Origin of the sequence: Vibrio gazogenes, assembly GCF_002196515.1 — a bacterium.
Classification (GTDB): domain Bacteria; phylum Pseudomonadota; class Gammaproteobacteria; order Enterobacterales; family Vibrionaceae; genus Vibrio; species Vibrio gazogenes_A.
Window position 1 is genome coordinate 685,914 of the sequence record NZ_CP018835.1, and the last position, 12,601, is coordinate 698,514.

Genomic DNA, 12,601 nt, shown 5'->3' on the forward strand with positions numbered 1-12,601 from the left:
GCCAAAGATATAACAATTGCAAAATAAAAACAGATCGCATTTTGCAATTGTTATATGAGTACAACTGTATTGAATTCTGATTAATATTTAATCAAACTAATAAAAATCAAATGGTTATAAAAAATCAAAAGTTGGCACACATAGTGCAATAATTACAGTGACCCTTATTAAGCCGAGGGTCACCTAGCCAACTGACGTTGTTAGTGAACCAAATTGTTCATATCGATAGCCAATCACACCTTTGTGATTGGCTTTTTTTATTGATGAGCACAAGGATTGTCTATGCCAATTGAATTTCTTCTGACGTCACTGATCTAATCTCACCCAACACTGTAAACAAAGAAGAAGTTAGTAGACCATGATTAGTCTCGGTGAAGTTAGCATCCGATAAATGAGCTAGTTCTTCCAATGAAAGTTGTTCTAACCTTTTATTTTTCACTGCGTTGAAAAATTCGACTCTGGTCATTGCCACTTCATAAATTTAACACCTCAATCAGCCGACGAGTTAGCGGTCGGCTGGATTGATTTGTTAGCGCATGCAACTTTAATAACGAATTCGAAACCAAATACAACACAAAATGACATCAGCAACCAAACAAGCCATTTAAAGAAATTTTGAACCAAGATAACGTGAATTGGGTTTCCAACCACATAGTCCATAAACGGCTGCCTAAGAAACGCACCATGGATAGCCATAAGCAAGACAGAAAACACTAAAGATGCTTTAAATTTACCAAAGCCAATGAGTTTATTGCGTCCAAGATAATACAGCGCAATTGCAGCAATTCCGTATTCTAGAGAAGTAACTCCAGCAATATAGCGTACATCCCAGGACGGCTGGATTGATAGCCTCTCCATCTGACTACTGACCCAAGAGGGAAGCCACTCCACGGTTGCCACATGAACAATAAAACTACTTGCAGAGGCAACTACAGCAACGATGAAAATAAGAAAAAATTTCATAACTCTCCTTGTGCGATAACACCTCAAGAAGAAGTGCGCGCTTTTTGCGCGTCTTTCTTACTTGAATTGTTACGTGTTTTACCTGTTGGAAAAAACTGATTCAAAAAATCTGCACATGACGATATGTAGTGCAGACAATCACCAGTGGGTTCTACCCCGTTTTCACGGACGGTTCTGTGCGTGTAATCGGGGGCGGATTGATTCGCTCCTGCTTAGCTCTTTTGTTAGGGAATTGCTTAAAATTCATTTATGAATTTTACCCTGAGTCCAGTGAATTATCTTCCTGCCTCTCTGCAAAAAAATTAATGAAATCGAATCATTAGGGAGAAAACCTCAGGACGAGGTTTTCAGGATTTTCCGGATAGGGACATCCGTAAAATCCGTGCCCAGACAGTACGTGACCAAGCCAAACAAAAAAGATTTTCTGGTTCGTCTTTCATCTCTGAAAGATGAACTGGCGCACAGAACACCGATGCCTCTGAAACCAAAAAACGTAACTGTGCGTCAAACTGCAACGCCGATGGCTGGAAAAGTAAAAAGATGATGCTGAGTTTGGGACGCAATCACTTTCCTCGATTTCGTTAGCATCTCCGACTGCGCCCCAGGTACTTTTTCACGGCAGAAAAAGTACCCCAAAATGCCTAGGGTTTGAGTTCAGCGCACGTAATCAGGGTCGGATTGATTCGCATCCTGCTCAAGCAATCCTGAAAAATCGTCCTGATTTTTCACCCTGAGCGCATCGATCAAGTTAGCTTCTAAAATGTCTCACTGAATTCAAATCAACCCCTCAACAAAGAAAACCATTCAAGGAAGAATGGTTAGGCTTTTTCGGGCAGGACGCCCGTAAAAGCCGGTTCTGGAAAGCGATCACCTCAGCCAAACAAAAAAGATTTTCTGGTTCGTCTTTCATCTCTGAAAGATGAACTGACGCACAGAGCTCAGAAGCCTCTGAAACCAAAAAACGTAACTGTGCGTCAAATTCCAGAGCCAAAGGCTGGGATAAAGGCAATGGCTGCCCTCAGGCAGAATAAATCAATCTATCCGCGCTAAACAAACCCGTTCAACCACTGCTTTTAACTGCAACACCCGCCCTTCGAGGTAAGCTAACTCTTCTGCGGTGATTTCATAATGCTCCGAATAACGGGCTTCGATATAGGCGCGTTGCAGGCGGCGGAAGCTACGACGGTGGAATTTATTGTCGAGCGGAAAAATCGTCTTAAACTCTGGCTCGATTTGTGCGCACAGTTTACTCAGCTTTTCGATATTGTGGGATTTGGGTAAGTAATTCGTACAGACAAGTAACGCGCAGGCGAAAAACTTTTCTGCGGATTGATGAAGTTCACAAGCAGCTTGCTCAATACGTTTATCTTTCATGGCGTAACCGAACATCGCGAAACTATCATGTGCACTTTTAACCCATCGCATAAAATACTTTTGTGCAATTTCCCGTTTTTCGGTCTCGGTTAAATCCCCCGGCTCAATCAGTGGCTTCGGTGTCGCGGCAAACAGTTCAATCCCTTCATCACAGATATCCTTAAAGAAATAATGCCCCTGCTGCAATCGTTCATTTACTTCCTGCAAATCATGAACAATCAAACCAAGCGGTGCGGATTTTACTTTGCGATCAATTTGCTCTTCCGCCCGCTGCCAGACCACATAATCTTCCACCAAGGCGGCTTTGTTGACGATCACCAGAATATCGTAATCGCTGATGTAACCATTGACCGGATCGCTGACCCAATTGCCTTTGGCGTGGCTGCCGAACAGAATGATTTTCAGGATGCGAAACTCGCTTTTACTCCCCGTTTTGCCTTGAAGATAGTCGTCCAACGTATCGCGCAGAATGGTCGAGATTGTCGCAAGCTCTTGCTGTTTATATTCAGGCAGGTGATCAAGGGAGGTTTTCATAATCGCGCTTCGCTTTGGTGGATAACATGGCTATAGCATAAAAGAAGCGTTCAGCAAAAAATACTGTTTATCATAGTTTTAGCATTGTGGGCGGATAAAATGCGACGCGGTTCTTTTTTATTTCGTTCCCCGATGATCGTCTCAGGTTTCGGCTTCGAGGCATCACACATGGCGATTGGCTATACTTGAGCGAAGCGAAACTGCCAAGCGTTGCGAATCACTCTTAAATGCTTTGTATGGGAAATTATCCCCCATTAATCGACCGGTTTCGGGTAATGTGAGATCCAGGCTTATTTCGAACTGTCATTAGGTAGAGCCCAATAGAAGCGGCAATTGAAATTGCAATGATACTAGACCAAGTAAAACTGTAGCCATAACTGTCAATAAGATAACCGACCACGATAAAACTTGGCATAACTAAAACGCTTCGTAGTGTAACTAGAACCCCCTGAATACGCCCTCGGTGACTAGAGGGTGAGTTATTAGCTAAATATATGCTTTCTTTCGTCAATAAGAGAACCTCACCTGCTGATAGAAATAGCCAAGCTATAAAGTGTATGGGAATACTAGGAAAGAACATGACTAGTGCGTAGCCAAAAGCAAACATAAACCCGGCATATGCCAAACTAATTGTTTCAGCTTTACCTGACGTAAATTTCATTAAAACTGGCGTAATAAGCACAACAATTACACACGCATAAGTCATCAGTTGACCAAATACAATTGGACCTTCTTCACCAAATATATGACTTAAATATAATGGACTTGCCATTGTCATTTGGTTTAATGAATACCACAACAACCCACAAAGGAATGTAAAGAATAAGAGTCTAGGTCTTGACCTCAATACTGCCCAGACAGAACCAGAAACGGGCATTTCTAACTCATTACCAGTTGTGCGGTCAATTTCTGGCTGCACCTTAATAAACATAGCCACAATCACAACACCAAGTAATGCAGCAAAACCATTACCAAAGAATATCCATTCTGTGTGGCTCCAAAACAAATACCCAGCCATAATTGGACCTAGAGCTGAGCCAAAATTATAGGCAAGATAGCTCAACGACATGACTGCGTCGCGATTATTCTTATTAGATAAGTCTGCGACTAAAGCATTACTTGCCGGTAATGCCAAACCAATAAAGAAATATGCACCAAATAAAAACGCTGGTACTAAAAAAGTATTATCAGGAAAGAAGCCACATGAAATAAGCAATAAAGCACCGGAACATTCTCCAAATACCATGACTCGCTTATGCCCTAAAACATCGGATAATTTACCACCAATAAAGCTACCTAATAGATAAGTTCCAGTAACCCCCATAGCTAAAGAGCCCGCGACTGTTGCTGAGTAACCTAACTTATCTGTTAATAGTAAAACGAGAAATGGAATAATAAAATTACCCATACCTAAGATCATTCTAGCTACAGCTAGATAATAAATATTCGCTGGCAAACCCCGATAAATCGAAATTGTGGATGAAAACTTCTGGAACATGAAACTCCTAAAATATTGTATATGATACGTATATTCATAACGCCCAATTAAGGCGTGAAGCACGCGACCACGACACTCAATTTGACCACCATAATCACTGAACTCAACCCAAACCAAAAATGCCAAGCGTGCTGAATCACTCTTAAATTGTTAGTTGCACAATGCGCACTGAATTTTTTGTTTATTTTCAATGATATATTCTATGTCATTTAGGTAAGCTTGAAGATGACCTTGCTCTATGTTTTCAGCAAAGGATTCATTATCATTTTCAGCCTCACTTCGCATGAACGAGACTAAAGCCTCTAATCTCTGAACCATTGCATCGGCTAATTGATTTCTTTCGGACTCACTTGCACCGTAACTATCACAGAACAACTTAGCTCTAACCACCTGTTCTGAGATTGAGCCTAGCTTGTCATTATTGTCCGTTTTGAAAGGAGACCAACAATAAACTGAATAAGCTAGATCCCATATTCTTGGGGCTGGGTGTGCAGTATCAAAGTCAAATACACCAACAACGGTGCTCTCTGACAGAGCAACATTGTATGGAGTAAAGTCACCATGGCAGATAACCTCAAAAGGTTCTCTTGGCTCTAGCATCCACTCGTTGGCATTAACATCAATTTGCTCTAAAAGTGGCACTGTTGAGTCATGTATTTTACGTAATAATTTACCCGCAGAAATGAGGGCATCAGCTGTGGCGATTGCACCGACTAGCGGATAATTATAAGTATGACCGACGACAAAACTTAAGATTTCCTGATCTTGATTTACACCAAGGAATCTTGGACATTCAGCCACATTCTCTTGCTCAAGGTGCTTCAAAATAAGGTGAATTGTAGGACTCCACGGTTGAAGAGGTCGATAGACAACTTCACCATCTCGATATATTGCGGATTCTCTTCCGCCTGATAATTCTTCCACGAAACCTCCCTGTGCAACTAACGCCCCAATAAGCCGCCGAAAGAAGCGCAGCGTATTGAGGTCGGATTAATTGGTTTGTTAGCCGTTTTTCATTAACGCCAATTTAGAACCGAATCCAATAAATACAATACCTGTCATTGAATTTGGCCACTTCTTAAACTGAGCATTGTTTGCAGATTTTTTATGCGAGACAACATAAATACCATTGCAGAATACCACATAAAGTTAACTATAGAGTGTGCAGTGACCAACGCATATGCATTCATCGCACCCTCGTTTGTGGATATGAATTGTGGAAAAGCCGACAAATAAAACATTGATACCTTGGGGTTGAGTACGTTTGTTAAGAACCCTTCTGAAAATGCAGTACACATCGAAACAGGCTTAATATCTTTCTGAGCTAAATTTGAAGTAGAAGCAAAAATGCCAAGCGTTGTGGATCCCTCTTAAATTGCTTGTATGGATAATAAGTACTCCAATCGGGTAAGGTGAGACCCAGACTTTAGCTGCAACTAAAGCTTTCTATGTAGCAGCGTAGCAGCTCACTGCAGCATTGGCTCCTCTATCGAGATAGCAGTAAGCCAATTTGCCTTTTGTGATTGTCAATCCGATTCACATAAAACGCTTTGCCGGAGCAAGTTTAATAACTTGGCCCGATTATTTTTTGTCGTAATAAGTTAATAATTTATCCCCTTCTTCAGGGTTTACCCGGGAAATAGCCTCAAGCATATTGCGCAGCACTTCTCTATCGTAGTGATTATCAATATTTTTATTTATATCGCTTATGATGGCATATAAATAGCGATATATTTCCTCACTAACCAACCCCTCACCATTAGTAACAAATAGCATGTTTTTAAATGCTTCCAATATGTTTTCCATTACAAAAGCATCACCTCTTGCATAATGCCTAATCGGTGTGAAATTATCATGCAGTAGTTCGCTTATTGAAACCTCATGGAAAAACAATCTACTGTTTGCATTTTTTTGCATGCTAGAAACACTAATATTTTTTAATTCCATGCGTTTAATTAACAATAGACTTAGCATGTCAATGGCTTTAACTGCCGAGCCCGGATCGTTAATGCCTGGGCTCATTGCTTTAACAGCAATTTCCGATATTTGCGTCATTCCATAGCTGTAATGATCACTAATATATTCTTCCACATAAAAAATGAAGCAAGATAAAATTTCTTCAACTAATTGTGTGTCATTTTTTATTGGCTTATTACAACGCAGAAACGGGTAACCTTCAACCGTAAAGTAGCCCTGCTTTACACAAACATAAAGGGATAACGCTTCACGTTCCAATATATTACATAACTGCTTAGTCTTAACCCCTTTAAAGTATCCGCTAGTATTACTTTGTAGTTCATGCCACTGTTCAAACTTACTTGAACTCACCTCATCTTGATTTTGGTGCAGTTCAACTAACGCATTCATTTCATTCTTTGTTCTTGAAAATAGACTATTTAACACTCTATCCACTTGAATCGTTTGTGAAATAGAGTGAATAAAATACACAAAACATACAAGGGATGTTAGCCCCTGTAAAAGTGCGAATAAAATACCTAAAGCGGGAATATCTAAAATGGTATGGTTACTTGATACATCATCAATATTTATCAGCATAATTGTGGAATAAATGATACTCCCCAAATAGAACCCTAACACCAACTGATGTGACTTTTTTGATATCAGCCCAGGCACGAGACGTGGCGAAAGATTCATGCTGGCAGTATTCAGTACAACCATCACCATTGAAAAACTAAAAACGGTGAGTGATATAATACTACCAATTAAAATACCTAGAATTTTACGGGCATTTTCGACACTATCAACCAGAACATATGAGAAATGCAGTTCAAACAGTTTAACTGGTTCTAAGTACTCAAAAAACAATGTAATTAATGCAGAAATTAAAAATACAATGGCAATTAAAGAAGGGTAAAATGCAATACTGTTAATAACTTTTCGATATGATTGACTTACGCTATGAAACTCTATCATTTTTATCCTTACATAGGCTAAATGTATATTATCACTGACTTATGCTATGTTTTTTCTGTCTTTCATCCCTATGTGATAAGATTCAAGTCATAGAAAAACCAAGTTCCCAACGGTGCTTAGATCCAACGCAATTTCATAACGCCTATACGCAACCGCCCCCCCTAAGCGCCAGTGAGCCAAATTCCAGTTGCCGTTCCCTCAACATGTGTATCGCTTTTGTAAATGGCCCCACCACCAATAAATCCAATGCCAGTCATAACCCTGTACACGACCCTCGCTTGAGCATCACCTATAGAAAACAAATACCAAAGCAGTCGCAATCTGTATAAGATGACATAACACTAAGGCGATGTTGCTTTCGAAGTCTATCATTAACTAATGAACTTAATCTCTATTCAAGGTATACAGTAAAGGCAAGTTTAGTTCCAATTCCACTGAATAGCATGAAAACTGCTGTAATAAAATACGATTTAACATATAAGGAACCCCAATGGACTTAATTCGAATCCTCTTCTCAATCTTATTACCACCACTTGGTGTGTTCTTACAAGTTGGCCTTGGCGGGGCTTTTTGGCTGAACATTATTCTCACGTTATTTGGCTACATTCCCGGAATCATTCACGCAGTGTGGATTATCGCGAGAAGGTAAGTAACCGCTCAGATTTGGAATAAGCGAGATTTGTCTAGGAATAGGAAAGCAGTGGCAGTCTACCACTCACTAAAAGGTGTCTATCAAGTCGGTGGCTATTCACACCCAACCAAGAAAACCATTCCGGGAGAATGGTCTGGCTGTTCCGGTTAGGACACCCGTCAAGCCGGTTTGGGGAAACGTGCGACAAATGTACCCCGCTCTGTATACGACAAAGCAGAGGCACATTACTTGTTGCTACTTTATCGACTTCATTTGCGTTTGACTAAACAAAAGTGCTTCTTACCGCGCTGAATTAACCAATATTGATCAAACAGTGGAAAATCAAGCTGTGAACTTTCTGGTGTTATCTTTTCACTATTGACGCGAATCGCATTGCCCTCGATAAGCTCTCTTGCGATACGTTTTGATTTAGCGAGTCGTGACTCGACCAGCAATTCTACAATGTCTTGCTCAGTGCTCTCGATGCTGGGGATTCCATCTAACTCTAACTGTTTGATTTCACTTAAACTTAGATTCTCGACACTCCCTGTGAACAAAGCTTGCGTAATACGTTCTGCGCTATGTAATCCCGATTCACCATGAACAAAACGTGTCATATTTTGAGCCAGAATTTTTTGCGCCTCGGGTTTACCGTCGCTAGCTTTATCCTTCAATTCAATCTTCTCAATCTCATCGCAGGATAAGAATGTGTAGTAACGCAGCAGGTTGTATACATCAGAATCTTCAGTAGACAACCAAAACTGGTAAAACATGTACGGTGATGTTTTTTCCGGATCAAGCCAAACGGCTCCGCCTTCTGTTTTACCAAATTTGGTGCCATCCGATTTCGTGATCAACGGTAGGGTTAAACCAAACACTTGCTCGCCATTCTGACGACGGGTTAAATCAATACCGCTAACGATATTTCCCCATTGGTCATTACCACCAATTTGTAAGCGGCAACCATAGTTACGATTAAGCACAGCAAAGTCATAAGACTGCAGTAGACTGTAGCTAAATTCGGTAAATGAAATCCCTTGATCAGGTCTTTGCAATCGTTGCTTCACAGACTCCCGACAGATCATCGTGTTGATTGAAAAATGCTTACCGACATCTCGGAAAAAATCGATGACGTTGATTTCTTTCATCCAATCAGCATTGTTGACGATTGTCATTGGCTTGCTGATATGAGGTGCTAATAACTGCTCAATTTGAGTGGTGAGATCTTTGACCCAGCCGTTTACCGTTTCTTCGGTATTCAAACTGCGCTCTGCTGCTTTGAAGCTAGGGTCGCCAATCTTACCTGTCGCGCCACCAATCAGCGCTAATGCCTGATGCCCGGCATCCTGAAAACGTTTGAGCATAATGAGTGGCACTAAATGTCCAATATGTAGGCTACCGGCTGTCGGATCGAAACCACAGTAAACCGTTTGAGGCTGGCTAAATTGTTGCTCTATTTGCTCTAAGTCACTGGCTTGAGCAATTAAACCACGCGTCTGTAATTCCTGAATCAATGTCATCTATAACGTCTTATCTGTATCAATCATGTGTGTACAGATTACGAATAGAAACGGATGTGCGATATATCCCTAAAGGGACAGTCGGTACATTTATCGGGTAATAATATGGTTGAGGAAAACTTGGAAAAGTTCACTGAGGGATGTCACCCGTAATTGAGCATAGATACGCTTTCGGTGATTTTTTACCGTGCCTTCCGTAATATCCAACTGTTGTGCGATTTCTTTCGTATCAAGCCCTTGCACGACTAAGCGGGCGATTTGTTTCTCTCGGGTTGAAAGCAAGTCGTTGCCAAAAGAATGCAGGCCATCCTCGATGAACTCACGTCTTTTTACTGAGTAGGATTCAGGAGAAAAAACTGGTTCTGCAAGAAGGAATTCCGTTTGTTGCCAATGTTGCTGACATAATGATTGAATGACTGCAAAGTATGACTTTAACGTTTCAACCTTGAATGGCGAAAATACATTGTCGGCATCAGTGCACCCCAAATAGATAACGACCCAGCGCGTTGCTTCAACTTCAATGAGAATACTTAATTCATCTTTCCAGCCAGTTTGCAGGTAGAATTGATTACAGTATGTCTGGTAATCCATATCTCGTTTGATGACGTCTTTTAATGAGAAAATGCCCTGCTGCTCATGAATAATGAGCATTTTGTAGAATGGATCATCTTGAAATGCGGAGGTGAGGTAACGGTCAAAAAGCAATTCTCGGTTATTTTCAATGGAATCGTAAAGATAAATAGGATGTTTGCCTTTACGTAGGCCGAGAATCACTGCGCAGTCATAGCTCAATATCGAAGCGATAAGAGCCATTAACTTCGGTGTAAAACTCGGTGATTTCAAAGCAGAAATAGATTCTGCGAGTAAATGATTAAATTGAGATTCAGCCATATCGGATAAGACGAATGATAAAGGCTTAAAGCATAACGGAATTACCCAAAATGCTCAAAACTGGATGATATGAACTAGGTTACTTTCACCTTCATTTATGTCTTATCATCGTTTTAACGCTTTTTTAGCTAAATTTCTCCATGACAAAGTTCTGGAGCTTTTCGCCACGCATCTCTACCGTTTGCTCTTTCACGACGGTAAAGCCAAGCTTCTCATAAAACGGACGTGCGGTAATGCTGACTTCTGAGTAGAATCGAGTGATTCCCTTTGCTTTCCCGACCGCAATGATGTGCTCCATCAAACAGCGTCCAATACCTTTACCTTGATGTTCATGGTGACAAAAGAAATGGTCAATCAAACCGCTACTTTGAATATCGGTATATCCCACAATTTCACCATCGATTTCCGCAATGACGGGTAATATAGAATCCATTTTGCGCTGCCATATAGCAAAATCAAATCTGTCTGGCGCCCAAGCCGATACTTGAGCCTGAGAATAGTCTCGAATGTTCACATTGTGGATCGTGTGATAAAAAATCTTCCACAAGGCTTGTGCATCTGATTCTTTATAATTTCGAATTTTGATCATGCTAATATTTCCGCGATTTCGTTAAAACCTATTTAGGATGGCTCGTTACACTTTTTACCTTGGTTAGAGTGCAAAGCTTCACAGGGCGCGGCCATCTTTGCCATTATCCCCTGCAAGCTCTGATTCGATCTTTTCACCATGGTACCTGTCCATTTTCATCAAAAAATCCACCTGTGGGACCGGATTCTGGCAAAGACGCAAGTTTCACGACAATCTGTGCGGCCTGTTCAACGGTACGTGTACCACTGTGATTATTGAGATCAGTCGCGGTAAAGCCGGGGTCCGCTGAATTGATCTTAATGGATGTGTTTTGTAACTCATAGGCAAACTGAACTGTCAAAGCGTTGATCGCCGTTTTGGATGAGTTATAGGCAAGCGGTTTTACATGCGCAAACTCGTAATTTGGATCACTGTTTTGTGTCAACGAGCCAAGTCCGGATGACATATTGACGATTCGTCCTGCTTCAGATTTGCGAAGTAACGGAAGCATGGTTTGTATCACCGCGAAAGCGCCAAATACATTTGTTTCGAAGGTCTTCCGAAGTGATTCCACGCTTACTTGACTTGGCGGCATTCCGGCGTCTAAAGCAATACCTGCATTGTTGATCAACACATCGAGTCTGCCAAAACGCTTTCCAATCAGACTCGCTGCTGCCTCGATCGTGTTGTGATCGGTGACATCAATCGGAACAAACACAGCGCTTAAACCCTCTTCGGTGAATTTTTTTTCGACTTCAGTCCCAAGGGTCTTGGAACGAGCGCCAATCAGGACCGTATAACCCAACAGAGCAAGTTCTCGTGATACTTGCAGACCAATTCCCTTGTTTGCTCCAGTGATAAGTGCGATCCGTTTAGAGTTCATGTATGAATGTTCCTCAATGTCTAACGCCGTAAGACACGGCAAATAGCTTGGTGATGTTTTTGCAGTTTTTTCTTTTAGCAAAAACAGTGACAAAAAAAGATTTTCGGGTAACGCACAGAACATCAACGTCCCTGAAACCGAACAATGCAATGATGCGTCAACCCACAATACCCTAGGGCTAACGAGGCGCTAAAATTAAACCCTCTCTAATGCCTCAAATGGCTCATGAGGGAAAACAACCTCAATATCATCTCCTGCGTTCACCTGCCCTCCGACGGTCACAATCCCCATGATACCGGCCTTACGGACCACCTGTCCTGACTCATCTCGGCTGAGCACCGCAGACAATAATCCTTTTTTATAATTTTCTATTTGCGGACACGGATTGCGAAGACCAGTGATAGAGACTTCAGCGCCACTCGGAAATTGTAATAATGAACCTTTGGGCAGGGATAATAAATCAATGCCGCATGTCGTGATATTTTCGCCCAACGCGGCGGGTTCGATATCAAATCCCTGCTCGTGCAACTCATCGAATAATTCAGCATGAATCAAGTGGACTTGTCTTAAATTTGGCTGAGTTGGATCCGCTTTAACTCTGGAGCGATGCTGGACGGTTTTCCCTCTGTGTCCATCATCTTCAACCCCTTCACCTTGAATTAAGGTAATTGATCGCACCACCGATTTAGAAAAATGGTGACCTTCTCTTTTACTGACCGATATAACCTTTGCCAAAATTTCCTCCTTGAGGGCTAACAACATCACCGCCAAATGTTAGCTGTCCCTTTTAAGCACTTTGTTCAGT

The 12,601-nt window shown here is 41.4% G+C and carries 12 protein-coding genes; 1 reads left to right on the plus strand and 11 read right to left on the minus strand.

What is annotated here, in order from left to right:
• Nucleotides 1-489 precede the first annotated feature (489 nt).
• From BSQ33_RS03035 to BSQ33_RS03065, 6 genes are all read right to left on the minus strand, one after another.
• Nucleotides 490-963, minus strand: a complete 474-nt coding sequence (locus BSQ33_RS03035; RefSeq protein ID WP_088133225.1) for a hypothetical protein — start codon at nt 961-963, stop codon at nt 490-492.
• A gap of 1,032 nt (nt 964-1,995) precedes the next feature.
• Nucleotides 1,996-2,871, minus strand: a complete 876-nt coding sequence (locus tag BSQ33_RS03045; protein ID WP_088133227.1) for a HEPN domain-containing protein — start codon at nt 2,869-2,871, stop codon at nt 1,996-1,998.
• Nucleotides 2,872-3,115: 244 nt separating this feature from the next.
• Nucleotides 3,116-4,279 carry an MFS transporter gene (locus tag BSQ33_RS03050; RefSeq protein WP_420070623.1) on the minus strand — a complete coding sequence of 388 codons (1,164 nt, stop codon included), beginning with the start codon at nt 4,277-4,279 and terminating at the stop codon, nt 3,116-3,118.
• 240 nt (nt 4,280-4,519) lie between these two features.
• Entirely contained in the window at nt 4,520-5,293 is a 774-nt protein-coding gene (locus BSQ33_RS03055; RefSeq protein ID WP_088133229.1) for an aminoglycoside phosphotransferase family protein, read from the minus strand.
• 134 nt (nt 5,294-5,427) lie between these two features.
• Complete coding sequence (locus BSQ33_RS03060; RefSeq protein ID WP_232471949.1) at nt 5,428-5,667, minus strand: LysE family translocator; 240 nt, start codon at nt 5,665-5,667, stop codon at nt 5,428-5,430.
• Nucleotides 5,668-5,950: 283 nt separating this feature from the next.
• Nucleotides 5,951-7,303 carry a DUF2254 domain-containing protein gene (locus BSQ33_RS03065; RefSeq protein ID WP_088133230.1) on the minus strand — a complete coding sequence of 451 codons (1,353 nt, stop codon included), beginning with the start codon at nt 7,301-7,303 and terminating at the stop codon, nt 5,951-5,953.
• A gap of 490 nt (nt 7,304-7,793) precedes the next feature.
• Between BSQ33_RS03065 and BSQ33_RS03070 the strand changes: the two genes are divergently transcribed.
• Nucleotides 7,794-7,952: a YqaE/Pmp3 family membrane protein gene (locus BSQ33_RS03070; protein ID WP_021018933.1), complete on the plus strand. Its 159-nt coding sequence runs from the start codon at nt 7,794-7,796 to the stop codon at nt 7,950-7,952.
• A 251-nt stretch (nt 7,953-8,203) separates the two neighbouring features.
• On the opposite strand, the gene tyrS is transcribed toward BSQ33_RS03070, so the two are convergent.
• The 5 genes from tyrS to BSQ33_RS03095 all read right to left on the minus strand — a co-directional run bounded on the left by tyrS (nt 8,204) and on the right by BSQ33_RS03095 (nt 12,531).
• Complete coding sequence (gene tyrS, locus BSQ33_RS03075; protein WP_088133231.1) at nt 8,204-9,454, minus strand: tyrosine--tRNA ligase; 1,251 nt, start codon at nt 9,452-9,454, stop codon at nt 8,204-8,206.
• 90 nt (nt 9,455-9,544) lie between these two features.
• On the minus strand, nt 9,545-10,345 hold the full coding sequence (locus BSQ33_RS03080; RefSeq protein ID WP_021018931.1) for a helix-turn-helix domain-containing protein: 801 nt from the start codon (nt 10,343-10,345) through the stop codon (nt 9,545-9,547).
• A 124-nt stretch (nt 10,346-10,469) separates the two neighbouring features.
• Nucleotides 10,470-10,934: a GNAT family N-acetyltransferase gene (locus BSQ33_RS03085; RefSeq protein WP_021018930.1), complete on the minus strand. Its 465-nt coding sequence runs from the start codon at nt 10,932-10,934 to the stop codon at nt 10,470-10,472.
• Between the two features lie 133 nt (nt 10,935-11,067).
• The gene (locus BSQ33_RS03090) at nt 11,068-11,919 is read right to left on the minus strand and encodes an SDR family oxidoreductase (RefSeq protein WP_021018929.1); all 852 of its coding nucleotides are present in this window, start codon (nt 11,917-11,919) and stop codon (nt 11,068-11,070) included.
• Nucleotides 11,920-11,991: 72 nt separating this feature from the next.
• Complete coding sequence (locus tag BSQ33_RS03095; RefSeq protein WP_198298141.1) at nt 11,992-12,531, minus strand: MOSC domain-containing protein; 540 nt, start codon at nt 12,529-12,531, stop codon at nt 11,992-11,994.
• Between the last annotated feature and the right edge of the window lie 70 nt (nt 12,532-12,601).

What these genes read in the sequence shown, in the direction of transcription:
- BSQ33_RS03035 (WP_088133225.1), bottom strand. Translation starts at nt 963, where the DNA reads ATGAAATTTTTTCTTATTTTCATCGTTGCTGTAGTTGCCTCTGCAAGT.
- BSQ33_RS03045 (WP_088133227.1), bottom strand. Translation starts at nt 2,871, where the DNA reads ATGAAAACCTCCCTTGATCACCTGCCTGAATATAAACAGCAAGAGCTT.
- BSQ33_RS03050 (WP_420070623.1), bottom strand. Translation starts at nt 4,279, where the DNA reads ATGGGTAATTTTATTATTCCATTTCTCGTTTTACTATTAACAGATAAG.
- BSQ33_RS03060 (WP_232471949.1), bottom strand. Translation starts at nt 5,667, where the DNA reads ATGTGTACTGCATTTTCAGAAGGGTTCTTAACAAACGTACTCAACCCC.
- BSQ33_RS03065 (WP_088133230.1), bottom strand. Translation starts at nt 7,303, where the DNA reads ATGATAGAGTTTCATAGCGTAAGTCAATCATATCGAAAAGTTATTAAC.
- BSQ33_RS03070 (WP_021018933.1), top strand. Translation starts at nt 7,794, where the DNA reads ATGGACTTAATTCGAATCCTCTTCTCAATCTTATTACCACCACTTGGT.
- tyrS (WP_088133231.1), bottom strand. Translation starts at nt 9,454, where the DNA reads ATGACATTGATTCAGGAATTACAGACGCGTGGTTTAATTGCTCAAGCC.
- BSQ33_RS03080 (WP_021018931.1), bottom strand. Translation starts at nt 10,345, where the DNA reads ATGGCTGAATCTCAATTTAATCATTTACTCGCAGAATCTATTTCTGCT.
- BSQ33_RS03085 (WP_021018930.1), bottom strand. Translation starts at nt 10,934, where the DNA reads ATGATCAAAATTCGAAATTATAAAGAATCAGATGCACAAGCCTTGTGG.
- BSQ33_RS03090 (WP_021018929.1), bottom strand. Translation starts at nt 11,919, where the DNA reads ATGTTCTGTGCGTTACCCGAAAATCTTTTTTTGTCACTGTTTTTGCTA.